At 56.6% G+C, this 20,579-nt stretch carries 23 protein-coding genes, 2 tRNA genes and 2 pseudogenes; 18 read left to right on the top strand and 9 right to left on the bottom strand.

What is annotated here, in order from left to right; all coding sequences use genetic code 11:
• The first annotated feature begins 65 nt into the window (after nt 1-65).
• Nucleotides 66-983, top strand: coding sequence for a sulfite exporter TauE/SafE family protein (locus tag AC0L7S_RS07400; protein WP_473473741.1), 918 nt, complete (start codon nt 66-68; stop codon nt 981-983).
• A gap of 6 nt (nt 984-989) precedes the next feature.
• The gene (locus tag AC0L7S_RS07395; protein ID WP_473473740.1) at nt 990-1,781 is read left to right on the top strand and encodes a TIGR02186 family protein; all 792 of its coding nucleotides are present in this window, start codon (nt 990-992) and stop codon (nt 1,779-1,781) included.
• A 222-nt stretch (nt 1,782-2,003) separates the two neighbouring features.
• On the opposite strand, the gene xsc is transcribed toward AC0L7S_RS07395, so the two are convergent.
• Both xsc and AC0L7S_RS07385 read right to left on the bottom strand, forming a co-directional pair.
• Complete coding sequence (gene xsc, locus AC0L7S_RS07390) at nt 2,004-3,779, bottom strand: sulfoacetaldehyde acetyltransferase (protein ID WP_473473739.1); 1,776 nt, start codon at nt 3,777-3,779, stop codon at nt 2,004-2,006.
• Between the two features lie 49 nt (nt 3,780-3,828).
• A pseudogene (locus AC0L7S_RS07385) lies at nt 3,829-4,017 on the bottom strand (FAD-dependent oxidoreductase); the annotation flags it as partial.
• Between the two features lie 251 nt (nt 4,018-4,268).
• Here AC0L7S_RS07385 and pdxR point away from each other — a divergent pair.
• Complete coding sequence (gene pdxR / locus AC0L7S_RS07380; RefSeq protein ID WP_473473738.1) at nt 4,269-5,759, top strand: MocR-like pyridoxine biosynthesis transcription factor PdxR; 1,491 nt, start codon at nt 4,269-4,271, stop codon at nt 5,757-5,759.
• A gap of 144 nt (nt 5,760-5,903) precedes the next feature.
• Here pdxR and AC0L7S_RS07375 read toward each other — a convergent pair.
• Nucleotides 5,904-5,978, bottom strand: a tRNA-Thr gene (locus AC0L7S_RS07375).
• A gap of 316 nt (nt 5,979-6,294) precedes the next feature.
• Between AC0L7S_RS07375 and AC0L7S_RS07370 the strand changes: the two genes are divergently transcribed.
• From AC0L7S_RS07370 to AC0L7S_RS07315, 12 genes and pseudogenes are all read left to right on the top strand, one after another.
• On the top strand, nt 6,295-6,471 hold the full coding sequence (locus tag AC0L7S_RS07370; RefSeq protein WP_473473737.1) for a hypothetical protein: 177 nt from the start codon (nt 6,295-6,297) through the stop codon (nt 6,469-6,471).
• A 123-nt stretch (nt 6,472-6,594) separates the two neighbouring features.
• On the top strand, nt 6,595-7,884 hold the full coding sequence (murA, locus tag AC0L7S_RS07365) for a UDP-N-acetylglucosamine 1-carboxyvinyltransferase (protein WP_473473736.1): 1,290 nt from the start codon (nt 6,595-6,597) through the stop codon (nt 7,882-7,884).
• 90 nt (nt 7,885-7,974) lie between these two features.
• A complete protein-coding gene (locus tag AC0L7S_RS07360; protein WP_473473735.1) occupies nt 7,975-8,409 on the top strand; it encodes a DUF2948 family protein in 435 nt (144 codons plus the stop codon).
• A gap of 6 nt (nt 8,410-8,415) precedes the next feature.
• Nucleotides 8,416-9,707: pseudogene (gene hisD, locus AC0L7S_RS07355) on the top strand (histidinol dehydrogenase).
• A gap of 6 nt (nt 9,708-9,713) precedes the next feature.
• Nucleotides 9,714-10,199, top strand: coding sequence for a UPF0262 family protein (locus AC0L7S_RS07350; protein WP_473473734.1), 486 nt, complete (start codon nt 9,714-9,716; stop codon nt 10,197-10,199).
• A gap of 27 nt (nt 10,200-10,226) precedes the next feature.
• Complete coding sequence (locus AC0L7S_RS07345) at nt 10,227-10,646, top strand: arsenate-mycothiol transferase ArsC (protein WP_473474215.1); 420 nt, start codon at nt 10,227-10,229, stop codon at nt 10,644-10,646.
• An 87-nt stretch (nt 10,647-10,733) separates the two neighbouring features.
• Entirely contained in the window at nt 10,734-10,952 is a 219-nt protein-coding gene (gene infA, locus AC0L7S_RS07340) for a translation initiation factor IF-1 (RefSeq protein ID WP_195164597.1), read from the top strand.
• Nucleotides 10,953-10,974: 22 nt separating this feature from the next.
• Entirely contained in the window at nt 10,975-11,610 is a 636-nt protein-coding gene (locus AC0L7S_RS07335; RefSeq protein ID WP_473473733.1) for a Maf-like protein, read from the top strand.
• A complete protein-coding gene (gene yacG, locus AC0L7S_RS07330) occupies nt 11,607-11,819 on the top strand; it encodes a DNA gyrase inhibitor YacG (protein ID WP_473473732.1) in 213 nt (70 codons plus the stop codon). Before AC0L7S_RS07335 ends, yacG begins: the two co-directional genes overlap by 4 nt.
• Nucleotides 11,820-12,053: 234 nt before the next feature.
• A tRNA-Phe gene (locus AC0L7S_RS07325) sits at nt 12,054-12,129 on the top strand.
• A 239-nt stretch (nt 12,130-12,368) separates the two neighbouring features.
• Nucleotides 12,369-12,602 (top strand): hypothetical protein, encoded by a 234-nt coding sequence (locus tag AC0L7S_RS07320; protein ID WP_473473731.1) that lies wholly within the window; start codon nt 12,369-12,371, stop codon nt 12,600-12,602.
• Nucleotides 12,603-12,614: 12 nt separating this feature from the next.
• A complete protein-coding gene (locus AC0L7S_RS07315) occupies nt 12,615-13,514 on the top strand; it encodes an IS110 family RNA-guided transposase (RefSeq protein ID WP_473474214.1) in 900 nt (299 codons plus the stop codon).
• Here the strand turns inward: AC0L7S_RS07315 and AC0L7S_RS07310 are convergent.
• From AC0L7S_RS07310 to AC0L7S_RS07295, 4 genes are all read right to left on the bottom strand, one after another.
• Nucleotides 13,501-13,671: a hypothetical protein gene (locus AC0L7S_RS07310; RefSeq protein ID WP_473473730.1), complete on the bottom strand. Its 171-nt coding sequence runs from the start codon at nt 13,669-13,671 to the stop codon at nt 13,501-13,503. The genes AC0L7S_RS07315 and AC0L7S_RS07310 overlap by 14 nt on opposite strands.
• Before the next feature lie 16 nt (nt 13,672-13,687).
• The gene (locus AC0L7S_RS07305; RefSeq protein WP_473473729.1) at nt 13,688-14,299 is read right to left on the bottom strand and encodes a hypothetical protein; all 612 of its coding nucleotides are present in this window, start codon (nt 14,297-14,299) and stop codon (nt 13,688-13,690) included.
• 81 nt (nt 14,300-14,380) lie between these two features.
• Nucleotides 14,381-15,154 (bottom strand): iron-containing redox enzyme family protein, encoded by a 774-nt coding sequence (locus AC0L7S_RS07300; RefSeq protein ID WP_473473728.1) that lies wholly within the window; start codon nt 15,152-15,154, stop codon nt 14,381-14,383.
• A gap of 130 nt (nt 15,155-15,284) precedes the next feature.
• Complete coding sequence (locus AC0L7S_RS07295; RefSeq protein WP_473473727.1) at nt 15,285-15,914, bottom strand: DedA family protein; 630 nt, start codon at nt 15,912-15,914, stop codon at nt 15,285-15,287.
• Nucleotides 15,915-16,139: 225 nt separating this feature from the next.
• Here AC0L7S_RS07295 and AC0L7S_RS07290 point away from each other — a divergent pair, with 225 nt between their 5' ends.
• The 3 genes from AC0L7S_RS07290 (at nt 16,140) to AC0L7S_RS07280 (ending at nt 19,124) form a co-directional block, all read left to right on the top strand.
• The gene (locus tag AC0L7S_RS07290; protein ID WP_473473726.1) at nt 16,140-17,345 is read left to right on the top strand and encodes a serine hydrolase domain-containing protein; all 1,206 of its coding nucleotides are present in this window, start codon (nt 16,140-16,142) and stop codon (nt 17,343-17,345) included.
• 311 nt (nt 17,346-17,656) lie between these two features.
• Nucleotides 17,657-18,289 carry an extracellular solute-binding protein gene (locus AC0L7S_RS07285; RefSeq protein WP_473473725.1) on the top strand — a complete coding sequence of 211 codons (633 nt, stop codon included), beginning with the start codon at nt 17,657-17,659 and terminating at the stop codon, nt 18,287-18,289.
• A 94-nt stretch (nt 18,290-18,383) separates the two neighbouring features.
• Nucleotides 18,384-19,124, top strand: coding sequence for an SDR family NAD(P)-dependent oxidoreductase (locus tag AC0L7S_RS07280; RefSeq protein WP_473473724.1), 741 nt, complete (start codon nt 18,384-18,386; stop codon nt 19,122-19,124).
• 42 nt (nt 19,125-19,166) lie between these two features.
• Here the strand turns inward: AC0L7S_RS07280 and AC0L7S_RS07275 are convergent, their stop codons facing one another.
• On the bottom strand, nt 19,167-19,613 hold the full coding sequence (locus AC0L7S_RS07275; RefSeq protein WP_473473723.1) for a hydantoinase B/oxoprolinase family protein: 447 nt from the start codon (nt 19,611-19,613) through the stop codon (nt 19,167-19,169).
• Between the two features lie 180 nt (nt 19,614-19,793).
• Nucleotides 19,794-20,483 (bottom strand): GntR family transcriptional regulator, encoded by a 690-nt coding sequence (locus AC0L7S_RS07270; RefSeq protein ID WP_473473722.1) that lies wholly within the window; start codon nt 20,481-20,483, stop codon nt 19,794-19,796.
• Nucleotides 20,484-20,579 lie beyond the last annotated feature (96 nt).

Below are 20,579 nucleotides of genomic sequence, written 5' to 3'. Positions count from 1 at the left end.
TTTTTGGTGTTATACAGGCTCAGGGACTGTATTCGCCAAAGCGCAGAATTAATCGAGACAGACGGGTGGGCATCTATCTCCCGATTGCGGAAATTTCCGTCAATATCTTCGTATTGCTGGCCATGGGCGCGGCAGTGGGTTTCCTGTCGGGCCTCTTTGGGGTCGGCGGCGGCTTCCTGATCACGCCGCTGCTGATTTTTTACAACATTCCCCCGGCCATCGCCGTTGCCACCGGCGCAAATCAGGTGATCGCCTCTTCGTTTTCCGGGGCGTTGTCGCACATGAAGCGGGGTACGCTCGATTTCAAGCTCGGCGGGGTGCTTCTAGCGGGCGGCATAGTCGGCTCAACCGGTGGCGTCTATGTCTTTTCCATATTACGCAGTATGGGCCAACTCGACCTCTTCATATCGCTTCTTTATGTCATTCTTCTAGGCAGTGTCGGCGGATTGATGCTGGTCGAGAGTGTCAATGCACTACGTGCCACGCGAGGCGGTGCAAGTGGGACACAGAGGAAACCCGGGCAGCACAACTGGATTCACCGACTACCGCTGAAGATGCGCTTTCGTGCTTCCAAACTCTTCGTCAGCGTCATACCCGTTATCGCCATCGGTGCGATCATCGGCTTCCTGTCGTCGATCATGGGCGTCGGCGGTGGCTTCATCATGGTTCCAGCCTTGATCTACCTGTTGCGCGTCCCGACCAATGTCGTCATCGGAACTTCCCTGTTCCAGATCATCTTCACATCGGCCTACACCACGCTTGTCCATGCATCCACCAACTATACCGTCGATATCATGCTGGCCTTCCTGTTAATGGTCGGCGGCGTAGCAGGCGCTCAATATGGCGCGAAAGCCGGGCAGAGGCTGCGCGGCGAACAGCTTCGTGCCCTGCTGGCGCTTCTGGTTCTCGCTGTGGCGATCCGCCTGGCCATCGACCTATTTGTGACACCCCCAATCTCTATTCGCTCAGCAATAGCGGGCTAACCTGATATGGCCGGGTTCAAGGCATCGACGGCTCTGTCCATTGCCCTGCTGATCGCAGCGCATGTTTCTGCAAGTGCGCAATCCCCACATCAGGAGAACATCCAGATTGGCCTTTCCACCAACAATGTGTCGATTACCGCGGGCTTTTCCGGGGCCGACCTGACCATCTTCGGCTCTCTCGAAGACGCCGATCCGCAAGTTGCGCGCCAGGGGCGCTACGACGTGATCGTCGTGCTTGAGGGACCGGCGCGCCCTATCGTGGTGCGTCGCAAAGATCGTGTTCTCGGCGTCTGGATGAACCTTGAATCCGAGACGTTCGAAAATGTCCCGGCCTCCTATGCCGTCGCAACAACGCGCCCGATGCAAGACATTACGGATCCGGTCAGCTACAAGCAATTGTCGCTTGGCGCGAACAACATTTACATGCAGCCGGCCGATCCAAATCAAAGTCCGGTAACAATAAACGAATTTACGGCCGCTTTACGCGAACGCAAATCCGCGGCCGGCCTGTATAGTGAAAATGTCGGCGGCGTACAGTTCCTGTCGCAAAATCTGTTTCGCGCAACCGTTCGGTTAGCGCCCGACGTGCAGGTGGGCACGCATAAGGCGCGCGCATTTCTGTTCAAGAGCGGACTGTTTGTGAAGGAAAGTTCGGCACAACTTGAAATCCGCAAGTCCGGCTTCGAGCAGGCGGTTTTCCGTCTCGCGCACAATCACGGCCTATTCTACGGTCTGCTTTCGGTGAGCCTGGCCATGGTAACCGGTTGGCTGGGGCGAATTATCTTTAGAAAAGACTGAACTGCTGATGAACTGGCTGGCATGATAGTCGCCGTTCGAAATCACCTTGTCTATCCCGCTGACATTTCTTGACCCCGTTCATCTCTGTATGCTGCTTGCGCGCGTGAATGTCTCAGGTGGTGAGGTCGAAGTCTCTCCCGATGTCTCTTGTTTCGTCATTCATGTCATCGTTTCTGGCGGTGAACGGAGGCGGCATTCGCGGCCTCCGCTTGTGAATGTTTGTTACGCGCCAGATTGTGGCTGCATGTCAGTCGGATCAATGCCAGCCACCATGACGGGCTTTTTCATGGCGTCCCGGCGGAAAGGCTCACCAAGTTCCTGGTTGAGTATCACTTCGATCAGTGTCGTTTTGCCCTTCGCCTGATCTTCACAGGCCTTGCGCAAGGCGTTTGATACTTCTTCCTGCGTTCTGGCGGAAACACCTTCGAATCCGCAAGCCTTGGCCACGTCGGCGTAGCTGTAGTCACGGTTCAGTTCGGTGCCGACAAAATTGTTGTCGTACCAGATCGTGGTGTTGCGCTTTTCCGCCCCCCACTGGAAGTTGCGGAACACAACCATGGTAATGGCGGGCCACTCCTTGCGCCCGATCGAAGTCATTTCATTCATCGAAATACCAAAGGCACCGTCGCCTGCGAAGCCAACGACCGGGACGTCCGGGCAACCGATCTTGGCACCAATGATTGCCGGAAATCCGTAACCGCAGGGGCCGAACAGACCGGGTGCAAGATATTTCCGTCCATTCTCGAAAGTCGGATAAGCATTGCCGATGGCGCAATTGTTGCCGATGTCGGTGGAAACGATGGCTTCCTTGGGAAGCGCAACCTGAATAGCCCGCCACGCCTGACGCGGTGACATCAGATCGCTTTCACGGCTACGAGCTTCGTGGTTCCATCTGGTACCTGGATCATCATCCTCGTGATCCATCGAGGAAAGCTGTTGCAGCCATGCGGATTTGCTTTGGTGGATCAGCGCCTTGCGTTCCTCGCGGCCGGCGTCGCCTGCCGTTGCGCCAAGCTGCTCAAATATCTGTTGCGTGACCTGCTTTGCATCGCCGCAAATACCAACGCTCACCTTCTTGGTAAGACCGATGCGGTCGGAGTTTATATCGACCTGAATGATCTTCGCCTGCTTCGGCCAATAATCGATGCCATATCCGGGTAGCGTCGAGAACGGATTGAGGCGAGTGCCCAGCGCCAAGACCACATCGGCCTTGGCGATCAATTCCATCGCGGCCTTCGAACCATTATAGCCCAATGGCCCAACCGACAGGCGGTGGCTGCCGGGAAATGCGTCATTGTGCTGATAGCCGGAGCAAACAGGCGCGTCGAGACGCTCGGCAAGTTTGACTGATTCGGCAATAGCCTCGCCGATCACGACGCCGGCTCCATTGAGGATGACCGGAAACCTGGCTTCGGACAAAAGCCTCGCGGCTTCTGCGATCGCCACCTTTCCGCCCGATGGCCGTTCCAGGCGAACAATTTGCGGCAGGTCTATATCGATGACCTGCGTCCAGAAATCGCGAGGGACGTTGATCTGGGCTGGCGCGCATCCGCGCCACGCCTTGCTGATCACACGGTTCAAGACTTCGGCGACGCGTGAAGGGTCGCGCACTTCTTCCTGATAGCACACCATGTCCTCGAACAGAGCCATCTGAGCGACTTCCTGGAACCCGCCCTGGCCTATGGTCTTGTTGGCCGCTTGAGGGGTCACCAGCAGCATCGGCGTATGGTTCCAATAGGCCGTCTTGACCGCGGTGACGAAACCGGTGACGCCAGGACCGTTCTGCGCAATAGCCATCGCCATCTTGCCGGTAGAGCGGCTATAGCCGTCGCAGATGAGGCCAGCATTGGTTTCATGCGCGCAATCCCAGAAACTGATCCTGGCCTTGGGGAACAGATCGGACACCGGCATCATGGCCGAACCGATAATTCCAAACGCATGCTCGATACCGTGCATCTGCAGGACTTTGATGAAAGCCTCTTCTGTCGTCATTTTCATTGGAGCATTCCTTTCTTTGCAGGTCGCTTATGCGTCGAACGTGCCGTTGCTAAAGCTTTTCATCTTTGAGGTAGTACCAGTGATACATGGCACGCTGGCCGAGCCGGCGGAACGGGGTCAAAACGCCGTGGCCTTGGAGCGGTGAGGAGAAGATCAGCAGGTCGAGCGCTTGCCCTTTACCAGCCACCAACTGGACCATTCGACGTTCTGCCAGGGCAGAATACATGACACCATCGCCCCAGCGATGGTCGAGCAGGTCGCTACCAGCATCAAAGTTCCATCGCGCTCAAGCCATACCCCCACGCAGAGACGCGCCATCGATGTGGCGGTGCCGTGATGTACGGAGAGCAACTTGTGCTTGTGCCAATTAAAAACCGACAGCGATTCATGCCATTGTTTCTTGGTTTTGGATGCATTGAATCAACACGAAAACCGTAGATAGAATTGCGGAACCACGATATATCCAAATGGAAAGTTAGATGAGTCCAAATGGTGACAAAAACAGTGAAGGCTCCCGCACCGCGCATCTCAGAGGCCGTTTTCTTTCTCGACAAGACCATTCGCGGAAATCTTCAAGCGCAAATACGTGAAACGCTTGTTTCCGGTGTTCTTTCTGGTCGGCTCTTACCGGGAGCGCGCCTGCCCTCAACGCGTAAGCTGGCTGAATATCTGCAGGTTTCGCGCATCACTGTGACACTTGCCTATCAGGAATTGGCAGCGCAGGGCTACATAGAGTCTGTGCGCCGCAGCTACCGGGTGTCGCTAAGCGCCCCTGTAGCGCGGATCGGGTTAGAAGAACCCGCTGCACTGAACGAGAACGTCAACTGGGACGCGAGGCTCAAATCGCGGTTCTCGATAGCCAAACCGATCGTCAAGCCACTCGATTGGCGCCGCTACCCTTTTCCGTTCATATATGGACAGATGGACATGTCGCTGTTTGATCTCGCCGCATGGCGCGATTGTACGCGGCGTGCACTTGGGCGCGGCGATTTCGAACTGATGGCCGGTGACTTTGCGGCGGCTGACGACATTCAGTTGGTGAACTACATCTGTTCGCGCACGCTTCCGCGCCGTGGCATCAAGGCACAGGCCGATGAGGTATTGGTTACTGTTGGCGCGCAGAACGCTTTGTGGATTTCCATTCAGCTTCTTCTCAAACGAGGGATGCACGCCGTCTATGAAAATCCCGGCCATCCTGAAATATATGCTTCGTTGCGGCTAAGCGGTGCCAAAGTCACGATGATCGACGTCGATAAGGACGGCCTGTCACCAGAGCTACTTCCTGAACGGGTAGATGCGGTCTTCGTTACCCCCAGCCACCAGGCACCGACGGCAGCGCGGATGCCCATGGAGCGGCGTCAACAATTGCTGGATGCCGCCGACCAGAAAGACTTCATAATCGTCGAGGACGACTATGAATTTGAGATGAGCTTTCTGGCACCACCCTCGCCGGCGCTCAAATCTCTCGACCGGCGCGGGCGGGTTTTGTATGTGGGCAGCTTTTCCAAGTCGCTTTTCCCTGGCCTGCGGCTCGGCTATCTGGTCGCCCCGGCACCGGTCATACGCGAAGCGCGCGCCTTGCGCGCACTGATGCTGCGCCATCCATCCGGCCATTTGCAGCGCACGGCTGCCTATTTTCTGGCACTGGGACATTACGATGCTGTGATACGGCGAATGCGCGATCAATATTCTCGCCGACATGAAATCATGGAAGCCACGCTGAAGCGCGTGGGATTGAAGATAGCGGGCGTTGCCAATTTCGGCGGCACGTCGTTCTGGATCGAGGGGACGGCGAACACTGACGCCGATATACTGGCACAGCGGCTGCGTGCTGATGGTGTGCTCATCGAATCAGGTTCACCATTTTTTTCGCAGTCAGACCAGCCCTGCAGGTTCTTTCGGATGGCCTATTCCTCGATCCCTGTCGATCGGATCGAAGAAGGGGTGGCGCGCACGGCAGAGTGCATCAAAGAGTTTTGATGATGCCGCAAGAATAATCGAATGCTGACGAAATTCTGCGATCAGGCGGTTCGTCGAAGGTTACCTGAGCACGGCTGAAACGCCACCATCCCTGAATATGGTCGGGCTTGGTGCCATTTTTGGGCTTGATATTATTAATCAAAATGGTGCTGTGAGAGAGGATTGAACTCTCGACCTCTCCCTTACCAAGGGAGTGCTCTACCACTGAGCTACCACAGCCGATCTTTATCCAGATAACTACCTCGAGCGTTACCCCAAGTCAGCCGGGCTCTGGAAGAACCCTTTAGTTTCAACCGCCTTAGCCCTGGAACTTCCCCTTGCCAAGAGGGTCCTCTACAGCTGAGCTACGGCAGCAACACAGATGCGGCGGACTTCTGCCACAACGCATGCGCAAGTGCAAGGTATCTATGGCTTGTTGTTAGAGCATCGGGCGGCAGAATGTTCCCATTTAGCCACCCGATGCTCTAATGTCGACTTTGCCGACACGTACCTGCCATAATAGCAGCTTCCTATATTCCTGAAACTGGATGTGCCAATGCCGGAACAGAAGCAGCCACAAAAGAAAAGCGGTGACGAGCGCGCCGAACGTCTGGCGAATGCCTTGCGCGCCAATTTGCAGAAGCGAAAAGCGCAGTCGCGGTCCCGCCGCACAGGCGAGGCTGATGCGCGCCCTGATGGGCTTGGCGCGGCTACAGAAAAGCCGACGAGGTGATTGGATTTCGTTGCTCAGACGCAAGAGCCGACGCAATTTCTTGAACGCAGCCGACCAATGGTTTAGATGGGCCGGACTCAATCGATTGAACGCTGGCTACACCGGCTGTAGGAAAACCCATCAATGGACCGCATAAGAATAGTCGGTGGTAACGAGCTCACCGGAACCATTCCGATTTCAGGCGCGAAAAATGCAGCCCTGCCCCTGATGATTGCCTCGCTGCTGACCGAGGGTACATTGACGTTGGAAAACGTGCCGCATCTGGCGGATGTGGAACAGCTTATCCGCATACTCGGCAATCATGGCGTCGACTATTCCGTCAATGGTCGCCGCGAAAAGCAGAGCCAGGGCTATTCCCGTACGGTCAATTTCACGGCGCGCGATATCGTCGATACTACTGCTCCATATGAGTTGGTGTCCAAGATGCGTGCCTCGTTTTGGGTGATTGGGCCGCTGCTGGCGCGCATGGGACAAGCCAAGGTCTCTTTGCCCGGCGGGTGCGCAATCGGCACGCGTCCTGTCGATCTTTTCATCGAAGGTTTGCAATCGCTCGGTGCCGATATCGATGTTGACAATGGTTACGTCAATGCAAAGGCCAAAAATCGCCTTAGAGGCAATCGTTTCGTTTTTCCGAAAGTTTCTGTTGGTGCCACTCATGTCATGTTGATGGCGGCTTCGCTGGCGCGCGGCGAAACCCTGTTGGAAAATGCCGCGCGTGAGCCTGAGGTCGTCAATCTTGCGGAATGCCTCAACGCGATGGGCGCAAAGATTTCCGGCGCAGGGACATCGACAATTACGATTGATGGCGTCGATCAGCTTTCCAGCGCAAGCGTGCGTGTCGTTCCCGACAGGATCGAGACCGGGACCTATGCCATGGCGGTCGCCATGACCGGTGGCGACGTTCTTCTTGACGGCGCACAGCCTGATCTTTTGCAATCCGCGCTCGACATTATCGGTCAGACCGGTGCCGAGATCAGCACGACAAATTCCGGCATCCGTGTCAGACGCAATGGCGCGGGCATTGCCCCGGTTGATGTAACGACCCAGCCCTTTCCCGGCTTCCCAACCGATCTGCAGGCGCAGTTCATGGGGTTGATGACCATGGCCAAAGGCCGATCGTACATAACTGAAACGATATTTGAAAACCGCTTCATGCATGTGCAGGAATTGGCCCGGCTTGGCGCACATATCACGCTTTCGGGGCAGACCGCCATTATCGACGGCGTTTCGAAATTGAAGGGAGCACCGGTGATGGCGACAGATCTGCGCGCTTCCGTCTCCCTCGTCATAGCCGGTCTCGCGGCCGAGGGTGAAACCATCGTCAACCGTGTTTATCATCTGGATCGCGGCTTCGAGCGTCTGGAAGAAAAGCTATCGGGCTGCGGAGCGGTGATCGAACGGATCACCGGCTGATCGCGCTGCGATTTCTTATCGCGGTTGCGCAGGCTCAAAAGACCGCCTAACAAAAGGTCAAACACAAACCTTCGCAGGTGCGAAATCGAAATGGACGCTCTCAAGCTCGTCGCGCTGGACGAACAGGACCTGAACGTCATCTCGGCTCACGTTCAAGACGCCGTGATGAAAGTCAGCGACCTTGAATTCCTGCCCGCCAACAAACGCTTTGTGCTGGTGATAAAGCGGTTCGCCTGGGAAAAGAAGACCGGCTTATTCAAGCGAAATCACGAACGTCGGCAAAGCGTTCTTCATTTCGACCGCGTGCTTGGCGCCAAGACAAGCGGTATTTCGCGCAATAAACCCGATGATGTGCTGTCCTTACTAGCCATCAGCTTTGTTCCATTGACCCCTCCCGCAGGCATTGTGGAACTCGTTTTTTCGGGAGGAGGTACGGTGATGCTTGATGTCGAATGCATCGAAGCACGCCTCGCCGATATTGGCGGCGCATGGCAGGCCGCATCCCGCCCTGTCCATAAGGTATAGATACCGATGGCCATTACGCTTTGCCGGTCAGATTCTGATTTCGAGCAGCGCTTTGTCACTTTTCTGGCATCCAAGCGCGAGGCATCGGCTGACGTAGACACCATTGTGCGCGATATAATTGCTCGTGTGCGTGCTGAGGGTGACGCTGCGCTGATCGACTACACGAAGAAATTCGACCGGGCTGACCTGAACGATCTCGGCATTGCTGTGTCAAAGGCCGAAATCACCGCCGCCTATGATGCTGTTGAGCCTGCAACTGTGGAGGCTCTGAAATTTGCGCGCGACCGTATCAGGTCGCATCACGCAAGACAGATACCGAAAGATGACCGCTATTCAGATGAAATCGGCGTGGAACTCGGCTCACGCTGGACAGCATTGGAAGCAGTTGGCCTCTACGTTCCGGGGGCACTGCAAGCTATCCAAGTTCGGTTCTCATGAATGCGGTCCCGGCTCTGGTGGCCGGCGTTGAGCGCATCGTCATGGTTGTGCCGGCACCCGGCGGTCAAATCAGCCCATTGGTTCTCGTAGCCGCCGATATTGCCCAGGTGTCCGAAATTTATCGCGTTGGCGGAGCGCAGGCGATTGCCGCTCTGGCTTACGGAACGGATACCATCAAAGCGGTAGCCAAGATCGTAGGACCCGGCAATGCTTACGTGGCGGCAGCCAAGCGGCAGGTATTCGGCACGGTCGGCATAGACATGATCGCCGGACCTTCCGAAGTGCTGATCGTCGCTGACGCCGACAACGATCCCGACTGGATCGCAGCCGATCTGCTGGCTCAGGCCGAGCACGACGCATCGGCGCAGTCGATTCTGATTACCGACAGTGCCGCTTTTGGCAGAGCGGTTGAAGAGGCGGTCGAACGACAATTGCCGGCATTGTCACGAGCTAAAATGGCCGCAGCAAGCTGGCGCGATTTTGGCGCAATCATCGAGGTTGCGACAATCGATGACGCGCTGCCATTGGCTGACCGCATTGCGGCGGAACATGTCGAATTGGCAATCGACGACCCCGAAGCGTTTCTTGCACGCATGCGCAACGCCGGGGCCGTATTTCTGGGTCGCCATACGCCGGAAGTTATTGGCGACTATGTGGGCGGCTCCAACCATGTTTTGCCGACAGCGCGCTCGGCCCGGTTCTCTTCGGGCCTTTCAGTGCTCGATTTTGTCAAGCGCACCTCTATTCTCAAGCTTGGTCCCGAGCAGCTAAGTGCTTTGGCACCTGCCGCCATCAAACTCGCTGGAGCGGAGGGGCTCGATGCCCACGCCAGATCCGTCTCCATCCGGCTGAACATGTAGGCATAGATGTCGAGTTCGGATCAGAACTGCAATAAACTGATCGACGTCGTTCTCGACGAATCGATCGGCCGTTCGACGCCTGATATCGAGCATGAGCGTGCGGTAGCGATCTTTGATCTCATCGAGGAAAACAGCTTCCACCCGGCAAACGATGAACAAAGCGGGCCTTACAGGCTGAGGCTTTCATTAGCCGAAAGCCGCCTCGTCTTCGAGGTCAACCGTGAAGATGGCGGGGCCGTCGTGACCCATATTCTGTCGCTGACGCCGTTTCGACGGATCGTCAAAGACTATTACATGATCTGTGAGAGCTATTACGATGCCATTCGCTCGGCCACGCCCAGCCACATTGAGGCGATAGACATGGGGCGGCGTGGGCTGCACAATGAAGGCTCACAGACGCTTCTGGATCGGCTTTCGGGCAAGATAGAAATCGACTTCGACACCGCCCGGCGGCTGTTTACGCTGGTTTGCGTTCTTCACTGGCGAGGTTGAACCTTCTTGGTCAGTTCCATCCTTTTCATGTGCGGCATGAACGCGGTGCGTTCGCCGATGGCCGAAGCGCTGGCTCGCCAATTGGTAGCTCCAGACGTATTTTTGGCGTCTGCGGGCGTTCGCAGCGGTGATCGCGATCCATTTGTGGATGCCGTTCTGTCCGAAGATGGCCTTTCGCTGGGGGACTGGCATCCGCGCACCATGGCGGACCTGGAGGATGCCTATTTCGACCTCATCGTCACCTTGGCACCGGAAGCACACCATACCGCACTTGAGTTTACCAGGTCGATGGCGGTTGATGTAGAATATTGGCCAACGGCCGATCCCACGACTATAACGGGGCCGCGTGAACAGATTCTGGCAGCCTACCGAGATGTTCGCGAACGCCTGAAGGCACGAATCATTTGCCGTTTCGCGCCAATAGACGTAAAAACTAAGGCAGATTAAGCGTGTTCACAAAGACGCGTTTATCATATAGGTTCCGCGCGATTTCAGACGAATGCGCTGAAAGTGTCATCCAAGAAAAGGTAACGAATGCCGAAGGAAGAAGTCCTCGAGTTTCCGGGCGTGGTATCGGAATTGCTGCCGAATGCCATGTTCAGGGTTAAACTCGAAAACGAACATGAGATCATCGCCCACACTGCTGGTCGTATGCGCAAGAACCGCATCCGCGTCTTGACCGGCGACAAGGTGCTGGTCGAGATGACGCCCTATGACCTGACCAAGGGCCGTATCACTTATCGTTTCAAATAATTATCGATCAGGGCCCGGCTGAATGGCTGAGAGCAAATTGCAGAAGCTTGTGCTTGCATCGGCTTCACCGCGCAGGATTGAACTGTTGCAACAGGCAGGTATTGAGCCGGACCGCGTATGTCCAGCCAATGTCGACGAAACGCCGTTGCGCGCAGAACATCCGCGCTCGTTGGCCAGGCGACTGTCCAAGCTGAAGGCGGAAAAAGCGTTTGCGTCTCTCATGGCAGAATCTGGGTCAACGTCGTCTTTTCTGATTGCCGCCGACACGGTGGTTGCAGTTGGTCGCCGTATCTTGCCGAAAGCCGAGACCTTCGAGGAGGCCTCCAACTGTCTGCAACTGCTGTCGGGTCGATCTCATCGCGTTTATTCGGGGGTCTGCCTGATCACACCCAGCGGCAAGATTCGCCAGCGCCTCGTCGAGACGAGAGTTCGTTTCAAGCGGCTGTCGCGCGAGGAAATAGCAAAATACCTGGCCTCAGGTGAATGGCGCGGCAAAGCCGGTGGCTATGGCGTGCAGGGCATAGCCGGTTCGTTTGTCGTTAAGCTCGTCGGCTCCTATACCAATGTGGTCGGTCTGCCGCTCTACGAAACTGTGGCGCTTCTTGGTGGCGAAGGCTTCAAGACACACGCCGATTGGCCGGCCGGTGACCTGTCATGAGTGCCGCAAAATCTGCATCTGTTACGCCATTGCGGCCAAAGCGCCCTTGCCCCGAATGCGGCAAACCATCGGCACGCCAGACATTTCCGTTTTGTTCAGCGCGCTGCAAGGATGTCGATCTAAATCGCTGGTTAAAAGGCGCATACGCCATTCCGATTCGTGATGACGAAGAAGACACAACTGCCGACCCCTTCAACCCTACGGAATAGTTTTTGGGTCTTTCGTTATCCAAGCTGGTCATTGCACTTAGTGCACCTGTTTGACGCATCGTCTTGACGTATGCTGGATGGTGTTTTCTCCTTGTTGGAACAACCGAGACGAAATCGCCAGGCTGGCGCTGGACAGGGCGGATTCTCGTGTTATAACCCATCCGCTTTCGGAGGGTGCCTTGGTATCCTGCGACATCCTCAACAGATGGAAATTCTGCCATCCTGTGGACGGAAGCCCAGATAGCTCAGTTGGTAGAGCAGCGGACTGAAAATCCGCGTGTCGGTGGTTCGAATCCGCCTCTGGGCACCATTTTTGGCATCAGACCTGAGCCCCTTTGAAGTGCTCCCCGAATTTGGACCACCCGGCTGGGACATTTTCCGGGGTCAATGCTCAGGCCGCCGGAGTGACGCCGAAACAGTTTAACAGTGATATCAACGATTGGTTTCCGATGGCACTGTGTGGTCGGACTTCGTTGTAGATCCTGTGCAGGTTCTCCGCGAAGGCCGATTGTTCGATCTTCCAAGAGGATATTTGCAAGGAGGATCATCATGAACAGTCAGCAGATTAACATGGAAACTGCCACGTGCTACGTGGCGCTGGAACTCAGCCGCGGCAAATGGCTGGTGGGTGCGCTTCTTCCTGGAAGCGAGAAGATCGTAACGATCCCAGTTAGTGGCGGCGACACTGACGGGCTCTTGGGCGCCTTGAACAAGATCGTGGAAAAGACAATCGGCGCAGGCCACGTGAACGTGCAACTGCGCGTGTGTTTTGAAGCAGGATAAGATGGTTTCTGGCTGGCACGGTTCCTGATCGATCGTGGCATCGATACGATTGTGCTCGATGCGTCGAGCTTTCTCGTCTCACGTCGAGGAAGACGTGTGAAGACCGATAGGGTCGATGTCGAATCCATGGCGTTCGTGCTGAAGGCATTCCTGCTCGGCGACAAATCCGTCTGCCGACCGGTACGGATCCCAACGCCGGAGGAAGAAGATGCAAAACGGCTTACGCGCGAGCGGACTCAGCTGCTGAAGGAACGGACTCGCAACGTCAACCGCATTCGCGGACTATTGAACCTGCAGGGCATCCGCAACGTGCGCGGATTGTGGGGAGGCAGATGGCGTCAGTGGCTGATCCAGGTGAAGACAGGCGATGGCCGCTCTCTCGGCCCCTTCCTCCTACGCGAACTCACCAGGCAGTTCGAACGACTGGAAGTGCTGACATCTCAAATCAAAGCGCTCGAAGCCGAGCGCTCGGCAGCTGTCGCTCGGGAACAGCCAATGGTGAACGCCGGAAAAATCACGATGCTCACACGGTTGTGCGGCGTAGGTGAAGGAGGTGCGACTACACTCGTTACGGAAGTCTTCCACCGGTCATTCAAAAACCGAAAGAATCTTGCATCGTACCTTGGCCTGGCTCCGGCGCACTATGCCAGTGGTGAGGTCTCACGTGATCAGGGCATCAGCAAGGCTGGCAACAAGCCCGCGCGTGTAATGATGGTGGAGCTTGCCTGGTGCTGGCTGCGCTATCAACCACAAAGCGAACTCGCGAGGTGGTACCGGCGCTGCTTCTCTGAGAAGGCCGGGCGGTCCCGCAAGGTCGGTGTCGTTGCTCTCGCTCGGAAACTGGCCATCGCGCTGTGGAGGTTTCTGGAGCAGGGCTTGGTCCCCGACGGCGCAAGGCTCAAAACTGCATGATCGAAGGTTCGGCTGCTGACGGGCAGCTGAAGGGTGTGACGTTTGCCGTGCGTAGAGATGGCGAGGCCATCGCTGAGTTGTAGTTTGGCACCGTCAACACCAGCGTGCATTCGGCTTCCCGCGTATCGTCATGGCTCATGAACCAATGTGCGGTCAACCGCGCGACCTCAACGTCACGATGATGGCGTCATCAACTCCTCGTATGCCTTGCGAGGGCGTTGGGCGAACGGGCTCGTGGCATGACGCCGGATAAGTTCGTATCCCCCGTAGCAGTTATCCGTCAGCGTACGGCTGGCCGGGCGGTGCAGGATACTGCCGATGGACTTCAGGTAGTCGATCGTGTCGAGCGCAAGGAACATGGGCTGCACGCTTCCGTAATAACGGTGAAATATATAGCCTTGGTAGGAGAAGTAGCCCATCCGGCTAAACATGCCGATCAGGGGCTTGTTGACGTCAATAAAATCGACCTCCACGCCGCGTTCGAAGCTGAGCTCGCCGTAGCGGACCATGAGGCGCGAGGGATAGATCGATGACCAATAACGTTGAGCAAAGACATGCTTCGACGTGAATTGGACCCGGCTCAAATCCGCGAAGCCGAAATCGTCGATCCGGTAGACCTTTCTAAGATAGCTCGCCTCTGGATCGGAGGCCCTGTTGGCGCGAATCGTTCCGATGATCTCACTGTCAAGAAGGGCCAAATAAATCAGCGCGTATCGGTCCATAGGCTCCGTGAGCGTGCAGGTCTCGTGGTCGGCGTAAGGCTGCACCTCTCCCGGCATGCTCATATATACACCATATCGGAACCGAAACGCTTGCCGCCGCAGGGTGTCCGTATCCGCGAGGACGACCTCGAATCTGATCAAATGCTACGCCCCGCTTGGTCTAATGGCTGCGTACTGCATGGCCGCGCTCCAATGCCGGAGCGGGTAAACCTCTGCCAGGTATTCAAAGCCGCACGTAATCGATGCTGCCGTTTCGGGGCGACGATCGACGACCAGAGCGATGATCTCGCGCATATGCTCGTCATGCCGCTCGCCCTCGTCCGCGTGATGGTTCAGGTAGTCGACCGTGAACGAGAGGTCCGCGCGGTCTTCCAGATGACCGACGACACGCTTCGAAACGGCAAAGGAAACGGCATCGATTAAATAATGCGCCCCCAGATACAGGAATGGATTCCTCTCGTGAACGATCATCCGCCAAACCGCTGCAATCGCGAAAGATGTCGGTGACCTCATTTGCGAAGTGGTAGCATGTTCGTCGCGGCCCAAGTCGCCATAGTCACTCAGAACAATTTCGCGGTGGTCGAACGCGTCGATCTGATGATTGACCAGTTGCTTGACCATGTCGACGGGAAGGTCGTGCGGAAGTTGACCTATCGCCGCCAGCGAAGCTTCCAGAACATCCTTTTGGAAGGACAGAACCCCCAGGTGAACTTCGGACATGATATCTCGAACGGTGGAGGGCGGGGTGTCCGGCGAGATGATCGTCTTCCAGACCTCGGACCGGTAGACGTCGCCCAGGATCTGCGAGACACGGCGATCAAGGTGCGCCGAGACGCCACTTCCCGAAGTCATGTCAAGATTGAACCCGGTATACGCATCGGTACCTCCGGTTGATTCACTACTCGTCGTCTTTGTCATTGACGATGCCATCCCTCTGTTAAGAGGCAAGTCTTGTATACATCAGGGAGCCGTTCAAGAGGGCAATGAGCAATTAGCGACGGTCCAGTCCGCGAGAAGCTCGAGGGTGGGGCGAGGGCTCGCTGGGCGGCTACAGGTTCCTCTTGGTCGGGGAGACGTTGACCCGTCGCTGGCGGAACCCAAGAATGACGAAGGTGATCAGCACCGGCAGAACCACTATGGCGATCACCCAGCGAACATGGTGAAAAAGATAGGGCATCACCGCCGTATCGGAGCCGAGGCTGTAGGCCAGGTAGGTCCAGAACCCGACCCAGATCGCGGCGCTGGCGCAGTCGGCCAGGACGAAGAGCAGCCAGGGCACGCCGGCAACGCCGGCTATCATCCCGCTAGTCTGACGTGCCACCGGCAAGAATCGAGCCACGACCAGAACTGCTATTCCGTGACGGTGCAGGGCACCCTTCAGCATCTCGAAGCGCTCGATTGTCAGGCCGAGACGGGCACCATGGGCAAGCATGGCCGGTGCACCAAAGTGCCGTCCGATCACGTAGCCTATGGTGTTGCCGAGCACTGCACCGAGCCACGCGCTGACGAAGACACCCAAAACACTGAACTGCCCCTCGACCGCAAGAGCGCTCGCCAGGATCATTGCACTTTCGCCCGGTGCAGGAAGCCCGAACGCTTCAAGGGTCAACGAGATGAATAGTGCGGCGAGACCGTAATGCTCGATCAGTTGGTGCGCCTGGTGGATCAGCGACTGCACAGGACCCTCTTCATTGCGAACGTAGTTTTCGTCCTCAGGACGTCGATCCATTAGGCCCTATGGCATGCGACTCATACAAGTCGATCAGATATAGACCATAGTCATAATGTGCCGTACCACTTTCTTTCCCCCAGAGTCGATGGCAGACCGGGCTGGCCGCACAGCAGAACGAAAATCCTTCCCAGGTCGCGACGACGGGTGTAGAGGTCCAGTGGAGAAAAAATCATGAAATTAGTTATGTGCGCCGCCGTTGGCGCGGCCATGTTGTTTGCGGGCGGCGCGCTGGCCGACGCTGCGACGACGCAGTCCGAGCGCGTCCAGGCGGCGCTGAACGGCTGGTTGGCAAAACGTGCACCGATCGAGGGCGTGACCGGCATCTCGGCCTATGTCAGCCTAGGCACCCCTGGGCCGAACATCGAGGCCTTCGCCGGCACGACTGGCCACGCGCCCGAGGATCCGGCGGTTGACCAGAACACACTTTTTGCCATGGGCAGCACCTCTAAATCTTTCGCCGCTGCGGTGATCCTACTGCTAGAAGCCAAAGGGCTTCTGTCAATCGACGACACGGTCGGAAAATGGCTGCCACAGTATCCCGCATGGGGCGATGTCAGCATCAGGCGCCTCCTGAACATGACCAGTGGCATCCCGAGCTATTCAGAGACCGAATTTATCTCGCATACCTGGGTCGAGGAGCCGAAGCGCAATCTGACGGCTGAGGAACTCGTCAAGGCCGCCTATCCCTCCGCCACCAATGACCTGCCCGCAACCACGGGCTATTACTACTCCAACACCAACTTCATCCTGGCTGGGATGATTGCGGCCAAGGCGGCGGGCACGACCTATCCCGACCTGTTGCGCGAGTTGATCCTCGAGCCGCAGGGCTTGCATTCAACGTTCTATTCGCCCGGGACCTATCCGCCCGCGGTAATCGCCCGTCTGGCGCATGGCTATTTCGAGAACACCGCCTGCGCCGAGTACCAGCCGCCCGATTGCAAGGAGACATGGAACCAGCCCCTGATCGGTCGCGACGTGCGTGAGGATAGTACCTCCTGGGCCCAGGCCGCCGGCGGTGCCATCTCTAATGCCCGCGACGTGAGCCGATGGATGCGCGCGGTCTTCGAAGGTCGGGTGGTTCCGCCGAAGCAGCAGGCCGAATGGCTGTCGTTGATCTCCGTCAAGACCGGCGAACCCATCGACAAGCTGACGCCCGAAGATCCGGAGGGCTACGCGCTCGGTCTCGTCAAGAAGCTGACGCCCGACGGGCCGTTCTGGTTCTACCAGGGTATGACGCTTGGCTACCGCACGCTCTACGTCTGGTTCGAGGATGACGGCATCCTCGTCACGGTCCAAACCAACAGCCAACCCAACGACAATGTCAACAAGCTCCACGACGCTGTCACCGCGATCCGTGAGGCGCTCAAAGCGCCATGAATCGACGCGGGCACAAGTTATGCAGCTGGATTAAGTGGGGGCCGGGAAGTGTGGGGGCTCCTACGCGGCGCTGCGCAAACTTTTCCGTTAACGTGGATCCGAGATGTGAATATTAAAACCGGGCTCCAATTTGTTGGGGTTCTGTGCCGTGGTTTTCAGTGCAATTGCCGAAAGCTGAAGCGCCAGCCGAAGGATGATTTCAAAGGTAGGTAGTTTGAGGCTTGGTTGGTCTCCCAGGCTTCGATATTTCACAATGCTTGACAGAATTATAATATATGATATTTTATAGGTGAAACAATCGGAGATTCCTTATGAAATCAATCATTGGTGCGGTCTTTGGGACATTGATCGCCGTTACCGCCGTACAGGCAGAAACTCTCACGGTGACGGCATTCGGCGGCGCACTGCAGGAAGCGCAGCGCGCGTCGTATTTTGAGCCTTTCGAGAAGGAAACGGGTATCGATCTTCAGGAAGACACCTACGATGGTGGCATCTCGAAAATCAAATCGATGGTTGAGACGGGCAGTGTCACTTGGGACGTGGTCCAGATGGACGAAAACGAAATGGTTCTCGCCTGCGACGAGGGACTTCTGGAAAATATCTCCGTCGAAGCGCTTGGAATAGCAAATGCTCTCATGACGCATGCCAAGTCGAGTGACTGCGGGGTCGGTTTTTTCGTGTGGTCAATGGTACTGAGCTACGATGGCGACAAGCTGAAGAAGGCACCTGCGAGCTGGGCCGACATGTGGGATACGGAAACTTGGCCAGGCGGGCGCGGTCTTCCGCTTTGCGCGGACGGTCACGGTTCCGTCCTGTCGATCTTTGCTGCAAATCAACCACCGCAGCGGTACCGCGATACCTTCAGCCACGACGCAGCTTTGCTAGAGCTGCTGCATCGTGCTTTGCTGGATGAAGGCATTTGGATATTCGGCCGCGCAATATGATGATCAGCACAATGCACGGTTCCGCGGAAACAACGGAAACGCTCGAGAAACTGGATTTGGTCTCCGCTCGACTTGCCCGGGGGAAACAGCGGGTATGAAATCGACAAAAGTCGTGATCGTGACTGGAGGCACGCATGGCATTGGCCGCGCGTGCGTGGAAATGCTAGCTCAAAGGGGGCAGACAGTCGTTTTCACAGGGCGCGACGAAGCTGCGGGGATTGAAATTTCAAACAACACATCCGGAGCGGAATTCATTCGCTGTGATGTCAGTGTGGAAGCGGATTGCAAGACAGTTGTTTCGAGGGCACATGAGATCGGTGAAGGAAAGCTCTACGGATTGATGAACAATGCCGGCATGTCGATGCGTAAGGCGTTTGAAGATGCAAGCACGGCTGACTGGGATCGCATTTTCGCAGTCAACAGCCGTAGTGTGTTTGTGATGACGCACCTAGCTTTGCCTGGATTGCGCGCGGGCCGCGGCAGCGTGGTGACAACGTCATCAGTGGCAGGAATGGTGGGGCAAAAAGATCTCTCGCTCTACACGGCATCGAAAGCGGCCCTGATTGGGCTTACCCAGGCACTTGCTCTGGAATATGGCAATGAGGTCCGGTTTAACGCAATTTGCCCCGGGCAGATCAGAACCCGTATGATGCAAAGGATCTTAGACGACCCGGAGCGTCTGGAAGCCGTCACTGGAACGATCCCTGCAGCGCGTTTAGGGTTGCCTGAGGAAGTGGCAGAGGTGGTAACTTGGCTGCTTTCGCCTGCCGCCAGTTTCATCAATGGTGCGATCATTCCCATCGATGGCGGCGAGACGGCGGGTATTTTGGGCTGATTGGGCCGCTTCTGCAAAAGTCCAGAAGGTCAGGGCTGGCCTTCAGCTCGCCCTCATTTTCCGTGTCTCTTCCTCATCAAGTGTGTACTCGCCCGTTGCCTGATCCATACGGACGACAACGCTGTAAGCTTCGTGCGCTCTTTCTGGACTGAGCCATCCGCGGTTAATCGTGTCCAAGACCCTTTCCGGATCGCGTTCGGGTGGGTTGCCGTAGCCCCCACCTCCGCAGGCGACGAACTCGATTTCCTCACCCGCGCGACAGACCTCTTCATGAAACGCGGGCAGCTCATGAAGCGCTCCGTTCGCCAGTCTCTTTGCGCTTACGCAGGGCGGCGCATCGCCACCGCCCAGAACCCCACGCGGTGGGAAATCCGTGCCGTCAGCGGCATAGACCAGCGTCATGTCGTGATCGATGGGAAAAAGGTGACGCCGACACCGGGAGCGCCGCAGGCACCGAAGCGGCCCCCGGGCCGCCGCCGAAATATTCATCACATCCACCTCTGGCGGAGTGCTCGGAATTCACATGCTGGACGACCAATTGGTTGGAGTTGGGGGAGAGGGACAACTTACACGACGGCTGCGCGAAGCCTATTGGGCGCTTCATGATGATCCGGAATTCACAACTCCGGTGCGGTATGCAGGCTGATGTCTTTTGGTGAGCGTTTGACGCTATTTTGTCGCAGCCATGCTCGTAGCCTCGAACTCCGCGATATATGGCTCGATGCTGGCACCGCCACATCTAAGATCCGCCTGCATTGCCTTGCCGGCGGCTTTCGCGTCGCCAGCGCGCAGGGCTGCAATTATGTTGAGATGTTCTTCGGCGCCAGCATAGCCAGAATCCATCTTCTCGTAGAATACATTGAGTATCGGTCCCATCATCGCCCAAAGCGTTTCTATCGTGTCGAGTAGAAGTGGCATCCGCGCCGCCTTGTAGATTCGGAAGTGGAATTCCCGGTTGTTGCGTAGAGAAGACCTGTCGTCGTGTGCTTGCTCCGATCGCACAAAGGCGTCGTGTATTTCTTCGAGGCGGTCGATTTCGCGGGGTGTCAGGTGTTGAGTGGCCGTCTCCGTGGCGGTGCCTTCCAGAGCAATGCGCATGGCGCGAATATCCCTGTAGCGCTCTAGTGAAAGGGTGGGTATCGCAAATGCCCGGGGCGAATACATTTCCACTGCATTCTCGCTCACCAGGCGTATCAGTGCTTCGCGAACCGGGGTTACGCTCGTGCCGGTCTGTTCGACGAGTTCCGCCACGCGCAATTTCTCGCCCGGCTTGAAAGCACCGGCAATCAACAAGTCCTGAAACTCCTTATGAATCCGTGTGGAAAGCTTCTCGGTCTTGGAAGGGCTGAGTCGGGCCATAAGTTATTCTTCTGCGGTTCGTTCGGTGCGCCTCATAAAGTATTATATACTAAACGTGATTGACAACCGCGTAAAGCAGCCGGGCGTGAAAAGTAT

It is taken from the genome of Mesorhizobium sp. G2-6-1, from assembly GCF_055809095.1.
Note: the sequence above shows the minus strand (reverse complement) of the source record. Positions and strands in the feature narration are given on the sequence as shown.

Coding starts and splice junctions, on each gene's coding strand:
- AC0L7S_RS07395 (WP_473473740.1), top strand. CDS start 990: ATGGCCGGGTTCAAGGCATCGACGGCTCTGTCCATTGCCCTGCTGATC.
- xsc (WP_473473739.1), bottom strand. CDS start 3,779: ATGAAAATGACGACAGAAGAGGCTTTCATCAAAGTCCTGCAGATGCAC.
- pdxR (WP_473473738.1), top strand. CDS start 4,269: ATGGTGACAAAAACAGTGAAGGCTCCCGCACCGCGCATCTCAGAGGCC.
- AC0L7S_RS07370 (WP_473473737.1), top strand. CDS start 6,295: ATGCCGGAACAGAAGCAGCCACAAAAGAAAAGCGGTGACGAGCGCGCC.
- murA (WP_473473736.1), top strand. CDS start 6,595: ATGGACCGCATAAGAATAGTCGGTGGTAACGAGCTCACCGGAACCATT.
- AC0L7S_RS07360 (WP_473473735.1), top strand. CDS start 7,975: ATGGACGCTCTCAAGCTCGTCGCGCTGGACGAACAGGACCTGAACGTC.
- AC0L7S_RS07350 (WP_473473734.1), top strand. CDS start 9,714: ATGTCGAGTTCGGATCAGAACTGCAATAAACTGATCGACGTCGTTCTC.
- AC0L7S_RS07345 (WP_473474215.1), top strand. CDS start 10,227: ATGTGCGGCATGAACGCGGTGCGTTCGCCGATGGCCGAAGCGCTGGCT.
- infA (WP_195164597.1), top strand. CDS start 10,734: ATGCCGAAGGAAGAAGTCCTCGAGTTTCCGGGCGTGGTATCGGAATTG.
- AC0L7S_RS07335 (WP_473473733.1), top strand. CDS start 10,975: ATGGCTGAGAGCAAATTGCAGAAGCTTGTGCTTGCATCGGCTTCACCG.
- yacG (WP_473473732.1), top strand. CDS start 11,607: ATGAGTGCCGCAAAATCTGCATCTGTTACGCCATTGCGGCCAAAGCGC.
- AC0L7S_RS07320 (WP_473473731.1), top strand. CDS start 12,369: ATGAACAGTCAGCAGATTAACATGGAAACTGCCACGTGCTACGTGGCG.
- AC0L7S_RS07305 (WP_473473729.1), bottom strand. CDS start 14,299: ATGAGCATGCCGGGAGAGGTGCAGCCTTACGCCGACCACGAGACCTGC.
- AC0L7S_RS07300 (WP_473473728.1), bottom strand. CDS start 15,154: ATGACAAAGACGACGAGTAGTGAATCAACCGGAGGTACCGATGCGTAT.
- AC0L7S_RS07290 (WP_473473726.1), top strand. CDS start 16,140: ATGAAATTAGTTATGTGCGCCGCCGTTGGCGCGGCCATGTTGTTTGCG.
- AC0L7S_RS07285 (WP_473473725.1), top strand. CDS start 17,657: ATGAAATCAATCATTGGTGCGGTCTTTGGGACATTGATCGCCGTTACC.
- AC0L7S_RS07280 (WP_473473724.1), top strand. CDS start 18,384: ATGAAATCGACAAAAGTCGTGATCGTGACTGGAGGCACGCATGGCATT.
- AC0L7S_RS07275 (WP_473473723.1), bottom strand. CDS start 19,613: ATGAATATTTCGGCGGCGGCCCGGGGGCCGCTTCGGTGCCTGCGGCGC.
- AC0L7S_RS07270 (WP_473473722.1), bottom strand. CDS start 20,483: ATGGCCCGACTCAGCCCTTCCAAGACCGAGAAGCTTTCCACACGGATT.